At 33.7% G+C, this 17,766-nt stretch carries 15 protein-coding genes and 1 pseudogene; 4 read left to right on the top strand and 12 right to left on the bottom strand.

From position 1 onward, the window contains the following. Positions 1 to 19 precede the first annotated feature (19 nt). The 10 genes from J3D55_RS01945 to J3D55_RS01900 all read right to left on the bottom strand — a co-directional run bounded on the left by J3D55_RS01945 (position 20) and on the right by J3D55_RS01900 (position 8,092). A complete protein-coding gene (locus tag J3D55_RS01945) occupies positions 20 to 1,015 on the bottom strand; it encodes an AAA family ATPase (protein ID WP_259127598.1) in 996 nt (331 codons plus the stop codon). Position 1,016: 1 nt separating this feature from the next. Continuing rightward, complete coding sequence (locus J3D55_RS01940) at positions 1,017 to 2,996, bottom strand: TonB-dependent receptor (protein WP_259127597.1); 1,980 nt, start codon at positions 2,994 to 2,996, stop codon at positions 1,017 to 1,019. Between the two features lie 4 nt (positions 2,997 to 3,000). Beyond that, complete coding sequence (locus J3D55_RS01935) at positions 3,001 to 3,510, bottom strand: O-acetyl-ADP-ribose deacetylase (RefSeq protein WP_259127596.1); 510 nt, start codon at positions 3,508 to 3,510, stop codon at positions 3,001 to 3,003. Beyond that, a complete protein-coding gene (locus J3D55_RS01930) occupies positions 3,500 to 4,411 on the bottom strand; it encodes an ADP-ribosylglycohydrolase family protein (protein WP_259127593.1) in 912 nt (303 codons plus the stop codon). Before J3D55_RS01930 ends, J3D55_RS01935 begins: the two co-directional genes overlap by 11 nt. Beyond that, positions 4,398 to 5,039: a DUF4291 domain-containing protein gene (locus tag J3D55_RS01925; protein ID WP_259127591.1), complete on the bottom strand. Its 642-nt coding sequence runs from the start codon at positions 5,037 to 5,039 to the stop codon at positions 4,398 to 4,400. The genes J3D55_RS01930 and J3D55_RS01925 overlap by 14 nt, the downstream gene beginning before the upstream one ends. Before the next feature lie 9 nt (positions 5,040 to 5,048). Beyond that, a complete protein-coding gene (locus J3D55_RS01920) occupies positions 5,049 to 5,522 on the bottom strand; it encodes a macro domain-containing protein (protein WP_259127590.1) in 474 nt (157 codons plus the stop codon). Positions 5,523 to 5,524: 2 nt separating this feature from the next. Continuing rightward, on the bottom strand, positions 5,525 to 5,932 hold the full coding sequence (locus J3D55_RS01915; protein WP_259127588.1) for a hypothetical protein: 408 nt from the start codon (positions 5,930 to 5,932) through the stop codon (positions 5,525 to 5,527). 53 nt (positions 5,933 to 5,985) lie between these two features. Beyond that, the gene (locus J3D55_RS01910) at positions 5,986 to 6,486 is read right to left on the bottom strand and encodes a 2OG-Fe(II) oxygenase (RefSeq protein ID WP_259127586.1); all 501 of its coding nucleotides are present in this window, start codon (positions 6,484 to 6,486) and stop codon (positions 5,986 to 5,988) included. Positions 6,487 to 6,515: 29 nt separating this feature from the next. Then, positions 6,516 to 7,058, bottom strand: coding sequence for a riboflavin biosynthesis intermediates N-glycosidase (ybiA, locus tag J3D55_RS01905; protein ID WP_259127585.1), 543 nt, complete (start codon positions 7,056 to 7,058; stop codon positions 6,516 to 6,518). 338 nt (positions 7,059 to 7,396) lie between these two features. Beyond that, positions 7,397 to 8,092 carry an NUDIX hydrolase gene (locus tag J3D55_RS01900; protein ID WP_259127584.1) on the bottom strand — a complete coding sequence of 232 codons (696 nt, stop codon included), beginning with the start codon at positions 8,090 to 8,092 and terminating at the stop codon, positions 7,397 to 7,399. A 182-nt stretch (positions 8,093 to 8,274) separates the two neighbouring features. Here J3D55_RS01900 and J3D55_RS01895 point away from each other — a divergent pair, with 182 nt between their 5' ends. From J3D55_RS01895 to J3D55_RS01885, 3 genes are all read left to right on the top strand, one after another. After that, positions 8,275 to 10,401: a glycosyl hydrolase family 28-related protein gene (locus J3D55_RS01895; RefSeq protein WP_259127583.1), complete on the top strand. Its 2,127-nt coding sequence runs from the start codon at positions 8,275 to 8,277 to the stop codon at positions 10,399 to 10,401. A gap of 141 nt (positions 10,402 to 10,542) precedes the next feature. Next, positions 10,543 to 11,181 carry a DUF1579 domain-containing protein gene (locus tag J3D55_RS01890; protein ID WP_259127582.1) on the top strand — a complete coding sequence of 213 codons (639 nt, stop codon included), beginning with the start codon at positions 10,543 to 10,545 and terminating at the stop codon, positions 11,179 to 11,181. A gap of 67 nt (positions 11,182 to 11,248) precedes the next feature. Beyond that, on the top strand, positions 11,249 to 12,025 hold the full coding sequence (locus J3D55_RS01885; protein ID WP_259127581.1) for a hypothetical protein: 777 nt from the start codon (positions 11,249 to 11,251) through the stop codon (positions 12,023 to 12,025). A gap of 66 nt (positions 12,026 to 12,091) precedes the next feature. On the opposite strand, the gene lepA is transcribed toward J3D55_RS01885, so the two are convergent. After that, positions 12,092 to 13,888 (bottom strand): translation elongation factor 4, encoded by a 1,797-nt coding sequence (gene lepA / locus J3D55_RS01880; RefSeq protein ID WP_259127580.1) that lies wholly within the window; start codon positions 13,886 to 13,888, stop codon positions 12,092 to 12,094. Positions 13,889 to 14,343: 455 nt separating this feature from the next. On the opposite strand from lepA, the pseudogene J3D55_RS01875 reads away from it, so the two are divergent. Continuing rightward, positions 14,344 to 16,633 (top strand): annotated as a pseudogene (locus tag J3D55_RS01875) (GH92 family glycosyl hydrolase). A 38-nt stretch (positions 16,634 to 16,671) separates the two neighbouring features. Here J3D55_RS01875 and J3D55_RS01870 read toward each other — a convergent pair. After that, complete coding sequence (locus tag J3D55_RS01870; protein WP_259127579.1) at positions 16,672 to 17,703, bottom strand: hypothetical protein; 1,032 nt, start codon at positions 17,701 to 17,703, stop codon at positions 16,672 to 16,674. Positions 17,704 to 17,766: the final 63 nt, after the last annotated feature.

Below are 17,766 nucleotides of genomic sequence, written 5' to 3'. Positions count from 1 at the left end.
GGATTATGGGACAATCAGATTAATTTTTGAACATCATTTGTCTTTTCAAAATTAAATTTTTGATGTTTTCAACCGCCATTTTTTCCCTGTCATTCCAGCTTCCGGAAATTTCCAAAAAATCTATTTTGTCTTCTTTTAAAATGTTTCGATGGCTTTCGTCTAATTTATTTCTGTCATCGATTTCAAGCCTTGTTCCGTCCTGAATATACTCTGCATCTTTCGTGGAATAAAGATAGAGATCGGCTTTATTTTTCTCTATAATTTCTTCCGGAACCGATAATTTTTTACCGAAAATAAATTCAGAATACGATTTTGTAATGTGAATATCAGTGTCGATCAACGTTAAAAAACTTTCACGATAATCCACATTTTCAATTCGATTGGCGTGTTCTGTGTACACTTTTTTCAAATCATTACAATCAAATTCTTTTGAATCTGAAATAAGATCTCGTCCCGCTTCTGAAACCTTGTTTGCTCCAAAATATTCAGATAAATTATTTGTCATCACAGTTTTTCCGGTAGATTCCGTGCCAAGAAAAACAACTTTTAAAGCAAAATATTTTTGAACAGATAACGGAAGATAATTCCAGTTTTCAAACAAATTTTCACGAATTTCTGAAGCTGAAATTTGAATATTTTCCCTGTTTTCATCAAACATAAAATGGTCGATATCCATAATCATAGAAAGCATTTCGCCATATTCCTCAGAAGTCACGAGAAACTCCTCCTCTTTAAAATATTCTTTAAAAACTTCACTCCATATTTTGGAAACTTCCCAGTCTGAAACAGAAGTATTAGGGAAATTATTTTCATCGTATTTAAAAACTTTAACCTTCAGATTTTTGTTCCCTTTAAAAGTTTCCTTAATCCATTCTTTTCTGATATTTCCGTCTATTTTTTCCTTTTCTTCGGCACATACCAAAACCGTTACACTTCCTTTTTCAAGGGCGAATTCGATCATCTTCTGATGACCGATATGAAACGGATAAAACTTTCCAAATACAAAACCCTTCATTTTAAAAAACTTTAAATTTTAAAGAAGCCATAAAATTCCTCGGCATCTGAATAAAATATTTTCCCGTGCCATCTGTTTCCGTGTAACCGTAATTATAATACCGCTTGTTCGTTATATTATTCACAAAAAATCCGATTTGCCATTGATTCCAATCATACAAAACTCCGGAATTCAAAATTACATAAGACGGAAGTTTTGCAGTGTTTGAAAAATCCATATACGAACTGCCCTGAAATCTGGAACTTACGTTAATCGTAAAATTCTTCAATTTATAGCTTACTTCCTGATTTACAATAAATTTCGGAGTCAATACCGGACTAAACGAAATATTTTCTTCTTTAATTCTTGAATACAAAAAAGACGAGTTATTTTTCAAATTCCAATGCTCATTCATCTGATAATTGAATGATATTTCTGCTCCCAATCTGTAACTTTTATCCACTTTATTGGTTAACGCCAATCCGTTGGGTCCGAAGTTTCCGTTGAGGACAATTTCATCTTTAAAATCCATGTAAAAGACATTGAATTCCAGTTTTATTTTTTCTTTATTAAAACGGTAACCTAACTCATAATCAGTCACATATTCAGGCGTAATGGTTCCAAGCGCTAATTGATTATTTTCACCCAACATCAAGTTATCATTTCCCATAAAAATATCATTTCTGGTCGGTTCTCTTCCTACTGTTCCCAAACTGAAATACACGTTTGACTCATTGTTAATCAGATAATTAATTCCAACTTTTGGATTAAAGAAATTCCACTCCAATTCATTCATCGAAAGATCTCCTTTATATCTGAAATCTGCAAATCTATACTGAACATCTCCGGAAAAAACCCACTTTCCAGCCTTAAATTCTGCCTGAGCAAAAGCACTTACATCATTTTTATACCCTGTATTTCTGTACAATTCTCCCAAAGAAAGCTCGCTTCCCGTGTGATTTCTACTGTATACATTTCCATTAATTCCGGCGACAATTTTTCCGTTTTTAAATTTATTCTGAAAATTGGTGTAAAATCCCAAGAAATTCGAGTTAAAAGCATAATTGTAAATTTCTCCATTTTCCGGCAATCCGATGAAATTATTTACGTTAAAATCATAATTTCCATTCAAATTCGTATAATGAATACTGCTTTGAAGAGAAGAAGATTCGCTTAGTTTCGTCTGATTAAAAACCTGCAGAAACGTCTGAAAAAACCGGTCTTTTTCATCCCTGTTTCCATTCGTTCGCGGATCTTTATCAATTTGTTCCTGAGTAACACCCAACCAAGCCTGTTGATTTCTTTGATTTCCCATCAATGCATTGAATTTCCAGATACTTTTATCTTTGAAAATTCCGCCGCTGATAAACGCAGACTGTCCATGATTAGAGGAATTATACTTGTAACCATCAGAATAAATTTCGGATAATCTCACATGAATTCCCATATTATTTTTAATTCCTGAAGTGTATTTTCCGTACAACCTCAATGAATTGTACGAACCATAATTTGCTCCAAATTCAAGGTTTTTTTCTTTTAAATCAGGAGAAAACAACTGAATGCTTCCGCCATAACTTGCCGTTCCGTTCTTCGATAAACCCACTCCTTTCTGGATCTGAATTTTATCAAAAGAATTAAAAATATCCGGATAATTCGAAAAATAAGAACCCTGATCTTCCGGCTCATTCATCGGTGCTCCATCCATAGAAATGTTGATTCTCGTCTGATCAATCCCACGAATTCTGTAATAAGAATAACCATTATTTCCGCCCGTATCCGAATATGCCGTAACCGACGGAACAGATTCTGACAATAAAAATGAAGGCTCCTTCCCTACATTTTGAATACTTTTAGCCGGATTGATATTGTGAAAATTCACCGCCTGCAATCTTCCCGCCTCACTTTGTATCACAACTTCCTGAATATCTCTGATCGAATCTTTTTCCTGAGAAAAAGCATTGGTAAACGGGATCAATATTGCTAAAAGTAGTGTTTTTTTCATGGTTTTAAAGATTTAAAAGTCGTCTATAAATCATTTCATTTTCATCGTCAAAGCAAACAAAAACAATTTTTTCAATGGTTTCAGATTTGAAATTCTGGACTTCACGAACAGCAATTTCTCCAGCCAATTCTTTTGGAAATCTATAAACTCCTGTGCTGATATTTGGAAAAGCAATGGTTTTAACATCGAGGCTTTCTGCCAATTTCAAAGAATTTTTATAGCAATTTGCCAATAATTCTGAGCTTTTTTCTTCATTATTATTCCAAACCGAACCAACCGTATGAATGACATATTTTGCAGGAAGATTTCCGGCTGTTGTCACGACAGCTTCACCGGTTTTACATTTTCCCTGTCTATTTCTAATTTCAATGCATTCATCTAAAATTTGCTTTCCTCCCACACGATGAATTGCTCCGTCAACTCCACCACCTCCCAATAAAGATGAATTGGCAGCATTAACGATTGCGTCGGCTTTTATTTTGGTGATATCGCCTTTTATTAATTCAATTTTCATAAAATTCGCTTTTTTTCCAATTTTCTACATTTTTCGTCCACTGAGGAATTGTATTTTCATCACCACATAAAGCGCTTATTCCTCCCGCCATTGCGCAAGTCGTATCTCTGTCTCCTAAAGCAGAAACGGTATTCCAAAGACATTCTTCAAAATTATTTCGGTATCTTGAAATCATCCAGATAACAATCGGAACAGTATCCTGAGCGGTCATTTTCGTTCCGTTTCCTAAGGTTTTCACCAATAATTCAATGCTTGGATTTCCTTCTAAATAAAGAACTTTATTTAACTTACTTTTCATATCCGAATCATCTAACTCATTTTGAATTTTTTGGATAAATTCCCGTTGATTCAATTGTATAGTTCCTAATTTTTCCTGAATGGCAAAAGCCGCCGCCAACGCAATTGTTTTTGTTCCTTCTATCGCTTCTTTGTTGGCGTGAGTAACTTCACAGGAAAGCTCTGCATTAAGTTTAAGCTTATCCAAATCATCATAAAAATAGCCTCCCATTACTGATGCTCTCATCGCTCCGCCATTCCCCATCGAACCTTGTCCTTCAAACTTTGAATAAGAAACTTCTTTCCAGTTTTCTCCGCTTTTTACAGCTCTGAAATATTGGTGCATTGACGGTCCGTAACCTCTGTTGACATCCAAATAATAGTTCTTCGTAAACTCTTCTGCCAGAAAATCCTGATTTATTTCTCCAAATTTTTCTAATGATTTAAAAACAGCAATTGCCATAATTGTATCATCTGTAAAATCTAACAAGCTTTCAGGCAGAATTTTTTGATGAATCTGGTTCTTCATTAAGCTTTCTTCTCCAAAAAAACTTTCTCCAAAAGCATCGCCAAAGGAAATTCCTTTTAAAGATTTTTCGGCAAGAATAAGTTTATTTGTTTTCATTTAATCTCAATTTTTTATTCAAATTTTCATCAAATAGTAATGGTCTTTCTTCAGGAATCATCAAATTATCCAAGCCATCATTTAAAACAAACTGATGCTGTTCTTTCACAAAAGTTGAAATATTTTCGATTAAAATAATATCTTCCTGAGCAAAAGATTTGATGAATTCATTTCTCAACCCAATTTGTATTGCTCTTCTCTCCAATTTATTTCCGAAAGGATCATGATCCGGATCCCACTGCAATCTCACAGATGATTCTTTTACCTGGTTTTGCCATTCTTCTCTTGATAATTCTAACCTTTCGTTGTAAGAAGAATAAACGGCATTTTCTAAGTACTTTTTAAAAGCATCCATTTTTAAATGAATTGCCAAAACAGATTCTTGTCCTTCTTTCGTTCCCCATCCATTTCGGTACATCATCCAGAGAAAATTTGGTTTTATCCAGGTCATTCTTTCCAAGCTGAAATCTCCTCCGAAATATTGATTTTGAATAGCAAATTCACCAATTTCTTTTCGATAAGACTGATAAACAATTATTTTTTCATCATCATACTGAGCCATGATGTGATGCCCTTTTTGAGGCCAATCTTGTAGTTGTTCTTTATATTTTTTTAATTTAAGTTTCATGATTTTAATTTATCCAAAGTCATAAACATTTACTTCCACATCATCCTTTAATAATGTCTTTGTAATGATTGATTCTACTTCTCCCCATTTCCCGCCTGCCAAACCGCAGCCAATTCTCGGCATGTGAATACTTGCATTGATTTTTAAAGCTTCAATCGAAACTTTTTCCAAACAGCTTTCAACAGCTTCATATCTTATCGGCGGAATTCCTTTGGAGTTTGAAATTGTTTTATGCTGTCCAATCATATTACAAATCCAAATATCGCTTTCAACCTGAACCATTTGAATTTCTCCAAGATTAAAATTCTCTTCACTTTGAAACCATTCTCTATATTCATTTTCTGGTTTCTTCCATCTTTTGGAAATTGCCATTACAAAACCTTTTCCCCAACCTCCAATATCATTACAAATATGAACAATGATCTTATTCCCTTCTGCTTGAGGATTTGTAGCGTCTCCTTTTAAGTATTGTATAGTTTTCATGGTTATTTGATTTTAATCTTATTTAAATTCAGACACTTTTCAATGTTTTTTAATGTCCCACTTTTTCTATTTTCATCCGTATTAAAATCGATGGCAAGAAAATGAGTGCACAATTCAATTCCGAATAGATCTCTTTCATAATTCGAAGTAAAGCCGCCTATTACATTCCATTTTTCTGCCTTGGTTTTAAACTTATTGATAAGATATCTTGGTCTTTGTCCGACGTGAAGAATCGTAACGTTTTCAGATTTATCCTTTAAAAATTCCATCATTAAAGTATCTGTTCCTGAAAAATCTCTGATAATAAACTCACATTCGGAAAGATTTAATTTTTTTAAGGGTTCAATATAAAATTGATGAAAATTTTCCCAAGATAGATTTCCATTTCCTGATACATATATCTTTTTCATTTTTCTAAACTTTTAAATACATCACATCCGTTCTCAAAACATACTTTTCTCCACTAATTAAAGTTTTTCCTTCGTGTCTCAACGGATGATGAAAAACCAAAGCAGAAACCTTTCTTTGGAGCAACTTCGAATAGATTTTCGAATTCCGTTTCACCTCCTTCAAAATCATCATTTAAATACACCATGAAGGTGTAAAAACTCTTCTCCTTTTCATTTCTGATATAGCTTCCGTCGTGATGCATCTTGAATTGTTGTCCGGGAGAATATTTATAGATTCTGAACATTTCATTAAAATCTAAAATTTTGTAATCCTGATGAATTAGAGGAAGAAATTCAACTGATTTTCTGAAGAGATTTTCTGCCAAATCTTTATCAAAAATCATCAATCTGTCATTATTTCTGACTCCTTTATTTATGAGTTGTCGACCACGCATATTGATTTTTGCCTCTTCAAAAACCTTGTCCTGAGTGAGTTCTATATAGTGATCACATTCTTCATTGGAAAGAAAATTTTCAATCAAAAATATCTGTGGATGTAATTCTATCTTTTTCATACTTAATATCTTGTGTTTCGTTATTGTTTTTACCTTTTTAATTCGTCTCTTACTTCCATTAAAGCAAATCCCAGAAGATTTTCACCGTTCCAAAGTGATGGGTTTTGTGATTTTGGATCTGTTTCCAGCATTCCGATTCCCCAAATTCTGTCGTACGGACTTGCTTCTACTAAAATTTTATCATGGGTTGAAAGAAGAAAATCTTTTAGATTTTCATTTTGCGAAAACTTCAAAAAATTTCCTTTTTTTACAATTTCATATTTATTTTCTTCCCAAAGCTGAGCATCAAAATTTTTCACTTTTCTTCCTAAATCTTTTGCCTGTTTTGGAGTTTCAGATGTTAATATTTCTTTCAACGTTTCATTATCATTAAAAAGCTTTGCTTTTCCAGCCATCATAAAATGCTCTGCTGTTTTGTAAATAATTCCATCTTCCTGAAACTCCAAAGGAAACCATTGGCTGAAACATGCTTTTGTCATTTCATCTTTCACCGTGTGTCCCCAAAAGAACAGAAAATTTAACTTCTCTTTTCTCTGAAAGCTTTCTATTGTATTTTGTAATGTGTATTTCATATTGTGTTATTTTTACACAAATTTAAAATAATATGGATTTATTAACCAAATTTATTTGTGTTAATTTTACACTAATTAATTTAATCAACTGATTATCAATGATAAAAATTTATTTTATTTAAATACGAATGACGCAAATATTTTCACAAGTAACACCAATTTAAATGATTATTATCTATTTTAGCTAAAGCATTTGCTCGATCTAAATAAAAAAACGGACTGAAGTCCGTTGCTATTGATCTTGATATTTGTTGTTATTTTTTTAAGAATCTGTAAATTTTAATAAAAATATTCGTTAAAATTAGCTCAAAATATTTGTGCTTTTCGTGTTTAGAAAACTATTTAATTTCAAAATAAAAACCTTCTTCTTCAAGTTCTTTATATTTTTCCTGATTAAAAGTAAATAATTTTCCGGGTCTTCCGCTGCCTTCTTTTTTAACGTTATTTGTTTCGTTCAAAAGTCCGTAACTCATTATTTTTTTGCGGAAATTTCGACGGTCGATTTCCTGTCCGATGATCGTTTTATAAAGATTTTCAAGGTCTGAAAAAGGGAATTCTTCATTCAAAAGATTAAAGCCGATCGGTTGGTATTGAATTTTGGTACGAAGTCTTTTTAAAGCAATATCAATAATTTTTTGATGATCAAAAGCCAGCTTCGGAAGACTGTTAATACCGAACCATTGCGCATCTTCTGCATCAGAATCAGCAAAAAGCTCGTGATAAGAAGGATTGACAAGCCCCAAATACGCGATAGAAACCACTCTATTTCGCGGATCGCGACCCACATTACCAAAAGTATAGAGTTGCTCTAGAAAATCTGGTTTTATGCCTGCTTCTTCGTGCAATTCCCTTTTTACGGCATCATCCAGATTTTCATCATCTAAAACCAACCCTCCCGGAAGCGCCCAACCTCCTTTGAAGGGATCAATATTTCTTTTAATCAAAAGAATCTGCAGATCTTTTTTATCAAAATATCCGAAAATAACTGCATCTACAGCAACTTTTATATCCTGTAATTTTTTTGGAGACTCCATTGTTTTAATTTGCGTTGTGAATACACAAAATTACATCTTTTTATTAATTTTTACCTTAATTTAATTTGTAAATTTTATTTAATACGTCGAGTTTCTGTCGCTATCAGCAAGTATTTTTGCTAAAGAAAGTTCAATTATTCTGCAGAATAACTAACACCAATTTATAATTTAATTTGAAAAAAATGAGCGACTTATTAATTATTGACAAATATACTGGCGAACAGTGTAAATATGTAGAAACAGAAATGTGGTATGACAATACTACACCTATGGATGACAGCCTTTGCGATCATGTAGTGTATATTCAGCATGAGCACAAATATTACAAAAGAGTATTAAATGACTACATCACTGTAAAAATGTACGGTGCTATCGGAGATGGATTAACGGATGATTCGGAGGCAATCCAAAAAGCAGTTGACTTTTGCGAGAGAACATCCCAAAAAACGTTGTTCTTTCCGCCCGGAAACTACCTTCTTAATACTCCTGTTGAAAACTCAAGAGGTGGAGTAAAATTTATTGGTTCAGGCGCACTTTTGAGAGAAGAAAGTTGGTGGAATGGACAACAGCCGCATTCTCCATTTTCAGGATGTTCTTTGATAATTCCTCAAAACAGCAGTGGCTTTGTATTTAAAAATACAGTAACAGATCCTATATTTATAGAGTCTATACAATTTTTATCAAAAGAAGGAAGAATCGAAACAACAGAAACAACCCCAGGAACAACCTATGCTATTGATTTCAAGTCTGAATTTAACGGACCTACATGGCCTTTTATTGTCAGAGACTGTCATTTCAGAGGTTTCAATCGCGCTATATCATTTAAAAGTGTAACTGCTTATAATGTTGCTTTCGTACAAATTACCGGCTGTGCATTTTCTCAAAATGATGAATGTGTATATTTCGGTTTTGCTGATGATAACGAAAAGCGTAATCTTTGCTGGGGATTTGTTTTTGAAAATAACAAATGTCATGATAATGCAAGGACAATCTATGGAAAATTTGCTAAAGATTTGGTAAGAATAGTAGATAACAATTTTGAAGGTTCAACAGATTTTTCTTATTACATAGATCCTCAAAAGCCTAAACATTATGCAGTTGATATTGAGATCAGTAATTGTACCGTTCAGTTTTTTGGAAATCATTTTGAAACAATGAAAAGTAACGCTGTATATATTTCCTCATTACCAAAAAATAGCAATGGCGACTACATTTCATTTACGAATACTACCGCATTATCTAATCAAAACAAAGTTGAAATTTCAGGAAATAATACAGATGGAATGGCTGCCGATTTTGGTCTTATAGAATTTGATCTTTCAGGATTGCAAATTATTAATAAAGATACATCTAATCTTTACATTGATGCCTGCGAAATTGTAGAAAACCTAGCCACTTCCCCCAATATTTTTCTCAACAAAAACGCAAAGAAAAATGGGACTATAATCAAATTCTCCGATACCAAAGGGTCTTCTTATCTTTTTGATAATACATTGAATAATCTTACTACCGTAAAAGCGCCAAGTTCAAAAACATTGTATATCAACGGGGAGCAATATGATAGTTTTGGTAATAAAGATAATTCTTCTCCTGTTTTTTTTAATGGCGGAGCTACGATGACTTTTAAAGAAACCCCTGCATATTTAGGGGCTGCTTTTAAAATAGACCAAAGATTAGGGAATTTTGCTTCAGATGGTTTTTTTAGTATCTTTTATCAAGAAAATAATATTATCCATTCACTGCCTGCCCCAAAATATGTAAAAGGAATGCTGAGTCAACAAGGAGGAGAAGGTTTGTTCATTCTTATTCTTCCAGCTGAGAATTTATATCCTTCTACAACTGATTTTAATGGTTTTTCTGCAGGATTGACAATGTATAATCTTCAAGAAAAAAATATATTAATTGCCACCGATATTACCTATTTTACAATTGAAGATGAAAATCCGAAAATTTTGCCATATTATCAAAAATCCAATATAGTAGAAAAAGTAGGCACATTTGAAAAAGGGCAAACGTTTGTAGATACAGCTGGAAATCTTAACGTAGTAAAACAAAGTGGTACAATAGATAGTGGAAACTTTTTAACTAACGTAACCGCCTCTGGAACTAATGGGAAAGAATATCTAGATTCTGTTAGTAATTCTGAAAAGTTTACAATCGGACAATATATAAAATTTGAAAACTTACCTGATACCTACAGAATAGTTGGCTGCGAAAACGGAACAAAGTTCTATCTGAATAAAAGTTTAACCAGCAATTTTAGCAATTCTCCAGTTACTTTTAGTCCTCCAACAATATCAGTAATTTAATTAAACTATAAATTATTAACTATATGGTCGTAAGAAACTTTTACGACCATTTTTTTTATTCTGTTAATTTTCATTGAGTTAATCTTCATTACAATTAAAGAATTTTCATTAAATTTATAAACAACTTAAAACTAAACAATTATGAAAAATTTATTCTTTGCTGTCTCAACAGCTTTTCTTTTTATTGCTTGCGACAAAGTAAAAATGGATGTGAAAACAGGAAAAGAAGCAGATTCTTTAACGAGTAAAGAATGGAAACCTGTAGATTCTGCCACAGCAAACAAAGCCTGGATGGATTATGCAACTCCGGGAGAAATGCACAAAATGCTTGCAAAATCTGACGGAACATGGACCGGAGAAAATACAATGTGGATGGAAAACGGCGGAAAACCAATGACAACCACTTCGGAAGCTACCAATAAAATGGTTTTTGATGGACGTTATCAAGTGGGCGAACATAAAGGAAATTTCATGGGAATGCCTTTCGAAGGAATGAGCATCGTGGGTTATGACAACGCAAAAAAGAAGTTTGTAAGTACGTGGATTGATAATATGGGAACTGGAATTATGAATATGGAAGGCGAATGGAATTCCTCAAAAAAATCAATTGAATTTAAAGGAAAAATGACAGATCCGACAAGACCCGGAGAAAACTGTGATGTGAGAGAAGTTTTCACAATTGTAGACGATAATCATCACGTTATGGAAATGTACGGACCCGATTCTAAGACCGGAAAAGAGTATAAAACAATGGAAATAAAATATACCCGCAAAAAATAATCAACCAAAAACCGCTTCGATTGAGGCGGTTTTTTTGTACATTCAAAATTCTTTAAAAAAGACGTGAATGAATAAATTTCTTTTGGTTTTAGTCGTATTATTAATAGGTTGTAAAGAGGAGAAAACTTTTGGGGATGATATTGTTTTGGATTTCCCGAAAGATGAAAAACTGACTTTTCAAGAGTTTAATAACGATTTAACTCACCGAGGCACACCACTGATTTATATTGGTGAAATTCGTCCTCAAATTGCAGTAAAATATTACAAATACATTATACCGCCAGTGACACCTTATAATGATGATATTCAAAATTCAAAAACAAGAAAAAAGTTTGAAGATTCTATTGAACTGGCACAACAATCTTTCTTCAGAACAGAAAAGATTAAAATTCTCGAAACTAACGAAGTTTTCGCAGACCCCTTAAACAGTAAGAATTTATCAATTCTTGTCAGAGAAAAAGATACAATTCCTCTTTATAAACAATATTATAAAACCAACGAAATAAAGAAATACAAGGCCTTTCCTGTAATTATAAAAAATATCTCCACTAAGGTTTTGAAAATTCCTACCGATCCTAAAAGTGTTGATCTTTGGATTTTAAATAATACTCAATTTCGACATGTAAGAAATAGTAATTATATACTTCGGGGAAGCGAGTTACAAAAAATTTCATATTTTGAATTAAAGCCTGATGAAATATTAATTTACTCTTGTCCATATTTTAAAAAAGGAGAAAAAAGAAAAGCAAAAATCGAATTTGGAACTGCCGAATCAAAAGAATTCGAAATTTCTGTTGATGAAAATATTATAAGAAAAATGCTTCATGAAGGATTTCTTGAATAAAAAATCCGCAGAAAAAATCTGCGGATTCACTTTTATCTTTTTGCCTTTTTAATGACTTATTTATTACTAATCATTCAGTTTCAAAACAGCCATAAACGCCGATTGCGGCACTTCTACTCTACCAATCTGCTTCATTTTCTTTTTACCTTCTTTCTGCTTCTCAAGAAGCTTTCTCTTTCTTGAAATATCTCCTCCGTAACATTTTGCAGTAACGTCTTTTCTTAATGCTTTAATGGTTTCTCTGGCGATAACTTTCGCTCCCAAAGCTGCCTGAACAGCAATATCAAACTGCTGTCTCGGGATCAGTTCACGAAGTTTTTCACACATCTTTTTACCGATGTAATACGCATTAGAATCGTGAATTAATGAAGATAAAGCATCTACCATATCTCCGTTAATCAGAATATCCATTTTCACCAATTTCGAAGAACGCATTCCGATTGGTGAATAATCAAATGATGCATATCCTTTAGAAATGGATTTTAGACGGTCGTAGAAGTCGAAAACAACCTCTGCCAAAGGCATATTGAAGGTTAGTTCTACTCTGTCTGCCGTTAAATAACTTTGGTTTACAATCTCCCCTCTTTTCTCGATACAAAGCGTCATTACAGCCCCCACGAAATCAGATTTAGTGATAATAGAAGCTTTTATATAAGGCTCTTCAACTCGGTCTAAAAGATTGGGATCAATCATTTCAGACGGGTTGTTGATTAAAATTGTAGTTTCGGGGTCTTTTTTAGAATATCCATGGTATGAAACGTTGGGAACCGTTGTGATAACGTTCATATTAAACTCTCTCTCCAGACGTTCCTGAACGATTTCCATGTGAAGCATCCCTAAGAATCCGCAACGGAAACCAAAACCAAGTGCTGCTGAACTTTCGGGTTCGAAAACCAAAGAAGCATCATTCAATCTTAATTTTTCTAATGAGAATCTTAGTTCCTCAAAGTCTTCAGATTCAATAGGATAAATTCCGGCAAAAACCATTGGTTTTACTTCTTCAAAACCATCGATTGCAGCGTCCGCAGGATTTACAAAAGAGGTAATCGTATCACCTACTTTTACTTCTCTTGCATCTTTAATACCAGAAATAATGTAACCTACATCACCACATTCGATTGTTTTCTTTGGAACTTGCTTTAGTTTTAAAGTTCCCACCTCATCTGCGCCATATTCCTTTCCTGTTGCGAAAAATTTAATCTTTTCGTTTTTAGAAATACTTCCGTTCACCACTTTGAAATATGCTTCTATCCCTCTGAAAGGATTGTAAACAGAGTCAAAAATCAATGCCTGAAGCGGGGCTTTCGGATCTCCAACCGGAGCCGGAATCCTGTTGACAATCTGTTCCAACAAATCATGAACACCTTCTCCTGTTTTCCCGGAAACTCTCAGAACATCTTCGTATTTACATCCCAAAAGACCCATGATTTCATCGGTAACTTCTTCCGGATTTGCAGATGGAAGATCGATTTTATTAAGAATAGGAATAATTTCTAAGTCGTTTTCTAACGCCAAATAAAGATTACTAATTGTCTGTGCCTGAATACTTTGAGCAGCATCCACAATCAAAAGCGCCCCTTCACAAGCAGCAATAGAACGGGAAACTTCGTAAGAGAAATCTACGTGTCCCGGTGTATCAATCAGATTTAAAATATATTTTTCGCCATTAAGCTCATAATCCATTTGGATGGCGTGAGATTTTATCGTAATCCCACGTTCTTTCTCCAAATCCATATCATCCAGCGTCTGAGACTGTAATTCTCTTTGGGTTACCGTATTGGTATATTCCAATAGTCGATCCGCCAAAGTACTTTTACCGTGGTCGATATGAGCGATTATGCAAAAATTTCGTATGTTTTTCATTTAAGAACCTTGTAATTTGCAAAGATAAAAAAAAGCAAGACAATTCCTCATTCTTATTTTGTCACGTAAAAATTTAATTTAAAGCTTAAAATGATTTAATTTTTTTAGAAGCTATTTCCCGCTCTTCGCACTCGCTATTTTGTTTATGTATCGGCGCGGCGGCTTTGCTGCCGCGCCGATACATAAACAAAATGAGCTCAAACAAAAGCTGCGATCGGGGCTAAGATTGCAGCCGTTCCTTTCAAGATTTCGAATAAACGCTCCGTTTGTCATCCCGTAGGGATCTAAACACGAATCTTTCCAAATTAATATCTAATAACTTTGCCTAGATCCCTACGGGATGACAAACAGAGAGGAAAACCAATAAAAATGAAAAACTCACTTTTATTCTTTATAAATTCTCTAACTTTTCACTTTAAAAAATCTTTACAGAAAGCCAAAACTTACTTTTACTCATGAAAAAAGTTCTTTTATTCCTTTTAATTATTCCATTTGTGTATTTCAAATCGCAGTGGATTGAAAAAGCACCGGAAAATCCTGAAGAATTTGTCAATCCTTTGATCGGTTCACTTTCAAAACCTTCATTATCCAACGGAAATACGTATCCTGCCATTGCTGTTCCTCACGGAATGAATCTCTGGACACCTCAAACCGGAAAAAACGGAAACGGATGGCAATACACTTACGATGCAGATAAAATCCGTGGAATCAAACAAACCCATCAACCATCGCCTTGGATGAACGATTACGGAATGTTTTCTATCATGCCCATAACCGGAAAAATGCGTTTTAATGAAGAGGAAAGAGCAAGTTGGTTTTCTCATAAATCGGAAGTTTCAAAACCATATTATTATAGTGTTTATTTGGCAGACCATAATGTAACCGCAGAAATAACGCCAACTGAAAGAGCCGCACAAATGCGCCTAACTTATCCCGATTCCAAGAATTCATGGTTTGTGGTGGATGCTTTTGATAAAGGTTCAAGTATTACGATTATTCCTTCTCAAAATAAAATTGTTGGTTATTCAACGAAATATTCGCGTGGAAAATTGGTTGGTTTTAAGAATTATTTTGTGATTTACGCTGATAAACCTTTCACAAAATATTCAACTTGGAAAGATAAAGATTTTGTAAAAGATACCTTAGAAATTACAGGAGATCATTGCGGGGCGGTTGTTGGTTTTGCCACAAAAAAAGGTGAGAAAGTGAATTTAAGAATTGCTTCATCTTTTATTAGTTTAGAACAGGCAGAATTGAATTTACAAAGAGAATTAAGTAAAGATTCTTTCGACGATACTTTTAAAAAAGCAAAATTAGCTTGGAATGAAAAATTAAAAAGAGTTGAAGTCGCGGGCGGAACGATTGACCAAATGAGAACTTTCTATTCTTCACTCTACAGAATGTTGTGTTTCCCGCATAAAATGTATGAGATCAATAAAGCCGGAGAAATTGTTCATTATAGTCCATATTCAGGGAAAACGGAAGCTGGATATCGCTTTGCAGGAACAGGTTTTTGGGACACTTTCAGAGCGCTCTACCCTTTCTTAAATTTAGTTTATCCAAGCATCAATGTGGAGATGCAAAAAGGCTTAATAAGCGATTATAAAGAAGGCGGTTGGTTGCCGGAATGGTCGAGCCCATCGTATTCTGATATTATGATTGGAAATAATTCTGCTTCTGTGGTTGCAGATGCCTATATGAAGGGTCTTCGAGGTTACGATATTGAAACTTTGTATCAGGCTTTGCTTCACGGCGCAAATAATGAAGGCCCGCAAGCAACCGGAAGATTGGGAATTGAATATTATAAAAAATTAGGCTACGTTCCTTATGATGTAAAAATTGATGAAAATGCAGCGAGAACATTGGAATATGCTTATGATGATTTCGCGATTGCTCAATTAGGAAAAGCTTTAGGAAAGCCAGAATCTGAATGGGGAGAATATTACAGACGCTCACAGAATTTCCAGAAAGTGATCGATCCGGAAACAAAATTAGCACGTGGAAGAAATCAGGATGGGAGTTTTCAGGCACCTTTTAATCCTTTTAAATGGGGCGATGCTTTTACAGAGGGAAATTCATGGCATTATACATGGTCGGTTTTTCAGGATATTGAGGGACTGGCAAAATTGATGGGCGGAAGAAAAGAGTTTTCGAAAAATTTAGATAAAGTTTTTGAAATGCCTCCTGTTTTTGATGATTCTTATTATGGCTCAACAATTCACGAAATTCAGGAAATGGTGAACGCCAATATGGGACAATATGCTCATGGAAATCAGCCTGCTCAACATATTATTTATCTCTATAATTATTCCGGAGAACCCTGGAAAACACAATATTGGGTTCGCGAAACAATGAATCGATTATATCAGCCAACTCCCGACGGCTATTGTGGTGATGAAGATAACGGACAAACTTCGGCGTGGTATATTTTCTCGGCGCTTGGTTTTTATCCTGTAACTCCCGCAACGGATCAGTATGTTTCTGGGCGCTCCATTGTTTAAAAAAGCTACGATTCATTTAGAAAATGGAAAAAATATTGAGATTAAAGCTGATAATAATAGCGACGAAAATCGATATGTCAATTCATTAAAATTCAACAGTAAAAAATATTCTAAAAATTGGCTAAGTCATGAAGAATTAATGAAAGGAGTAACCTTAAAGTTTGATATGATTCCTCAACCAAATAAAGAAAGGGGAACCAACGAAAAAGATTTTCCTTATTCTTATTCTACAGATAAGAAATAAAGCAAAAGAGAGACAGTGTGTCTCTCTTTTTTGTTGTTCTATTTAGATTTACCAAAGTCTTCGGGCAAAATATATTCTCCTGTAAGCTTATCAATTCCCACTCTATAATACATTGCATTCTGCTTGCGGATTTTTGAGGCTGCAACATCTACTATTACAGCTACTACTATACCTGCAATAACACCAGAAGCGCCTTTTCCTACAATAATCGATGTACTGGTATATTGAGGAAAGATTTCTTCCTGAGATGCCATTATAAAAATCCCTTCATCATCTTTTTCAATTTCGATGATACTTATGGGTGTTTTTTTATAAGCAATTCCGTTATCGATGATTGCAAAAATATCTTTACTCAAATTATCATAACCATCGACTCTTTTCACCCCTTTAATCATGCCATCTTTATTCTTTCTTACTGTAAATTCTTTATCCGGCTTTTGTTCTGCAAATGATTTATAATCTCTGTAGACTCCATCTGTAAAAGACTGCGAACTATAAACCGGCAACTGTTCTGAAATTATTTTTTCATAATTTCCAAGATCGGTCTCAGAAATAGGAACATTCAAACCAGTTTCAGTATATGAATCCTTTACAATATTGGTTAATTCTGCTGATATTTTGGCCGCGATAGCTCTCGTGATATAAGCATGATCTCTTTGCGGATAATCTTTTGAAATTCTAATTTTCTTCAAAAAATAATATTTGTCATTTCTTTTTAAAAAGGTAGACATCCGCATTTCCAGATGTCCTGTAACTGATCTTTCAGCAGGAATATCATTAACCTTTAGTTCTTCCAACATAAGGAAATATTGAGTCTTTCCTCGTTCTTTATTATCTTCTAAAAACCAATCTGAAAATAATTTTTCCAGATCATCTTTTTCAAATTTTACTTCAAAAGGCTTTTTCCTGTGAGAAACAATTCCTATGGTTTTATCTTCTCTCTTATCAAGCAAAGTAAGAGATTGCGCGACATGATTTTTATCTTTTATATTACCCCTAAGTTCTATAAACTGATTTTTCTGAGCAGAAATGAATACTGAAAATAAAAAGAACAAAAGTGTTTTTTTCATGATTAATAATTTCCCGCAAAAATAGAAATAAGTTTAAAATTAAACGACTCTCACAAAAAAGTT

Source organism: Chryseobacterium ginsenosidimutans, from assembly GCF_024807225.1.
Lineage (GTDB): Bacteria > Bacteroidota > Bacteroidia > Flavobacteriales > Weeksellaceae > Chryseobacterium > Chryseobacterium ginsenosidimutans.
Note: the sequence above shows the minus strand (reverse complement) of the source record. Positions and strands in the feature narration are given on the sequence as shown.

Bases quoted from the DNA above. Each gene is read 5' to 3' on its own strand.
- J3D55_RS01910 (WP_259127586.1), bottom strand. From the start codon at position 6,486: ATGAAAAAGATAGAATTACATCCACAGATATTTTTGATTGAAAATTTT.
- J3D55_RS01895 (WP_259127583.1), top strand. From the start codon at position 8,275: ATGAGCGACTTATTAATTATTGACAAATATACTGGCGAACAGTGTAAA.
- J3D55_RS01885 (WP_259127581.1), top strand. From the start codon at position 11,249: ATGAATAAATTTCTTTTGGTTTTAGTCGTATTATTAATAGGTTGTAAA.
- lepA (WP_259127580.1), bottom strand. From the start codon at position 13,888: ATGAAAAACATACGAAATTTTTGCATAATCGCTCATATCGACCACGGT.
- J3D55_RS01870 (WP_259127579.1), bottom strand. From the start codon at position 17,703: ATGAAAAAAACACTTTTGTTCTTTTTATTTTCAGTATTCATTTCTGCT.
- J3D55_RS01915 (WP_259127588.1), bottom strand. From the start codon at position 5,932: ATGAAAAAGATATATGTATCAGGAAATGGAAATCTATCTTGGGAAAAT.
- J3D55_RS01945 (WP_259127598.1), bottom strand. From the start codon at position 1,015: ATGAAGGGTTTTGTATTTGGAAAGTTTTATCCGTTTCATATCGGTCAT.
- J3D55_RS01920 (WP_259127590.1), bottom strand. From the start codon at position 5,522: ATGAAAACTATACAATACTTAAAAGGAGACGCTACAAATCCTCAAGCA.
- ybiA (WP_259127585.1), bottom strand. From the start codon at position 7,058: ATGAAATACACATTACAAAATACAATAGAAAGCTTTCAGAGAAAAGAG.
- J3D55_RS01935 (WP_259127596.1), bottom strand. From the start codon at position 3,510: ATGAAAATTGAATTAATAAAAGGCGATATCACCAAAATAAAAGCCGAC.
- J3D55_RS01890 (WP_259127582.1), top strand. From the start codon at position 10,543: ATGAAAAATTTATTCTTTGCTGTCTCAACAGCTTTTCTTTTTATTGCT.
- J3D55_RS01940 (WP_259127597.1), bottom strand. From the start codon at position 2,996: ATGAAAAAAACACTACTTTTAGCAATATTGATCCCGTTTACCAATGCT.
- J3D55_RS01930 (WP_259127593.1), bottom strand. From the start codon at position 4,411: ATGAAAACAAATAAACTTATTCTTGCCGAAAAATCTTTAAAAGGAATT.
- J3D55_RS01900 (WP_259127584.1), bottom strand. From the start codon at position 8,092: ATGGAGTCTCCAAAAAAATTACAGGATATAAAAGTTGCTGTAGATGCA.
- J3D55_RS01925 (WP_259127591.1), bottom strand. From the start codon at position 5,039: ATGAAACTTAAATTAAAAAAATATAAAGAACAACTACAAGATTGGCCT.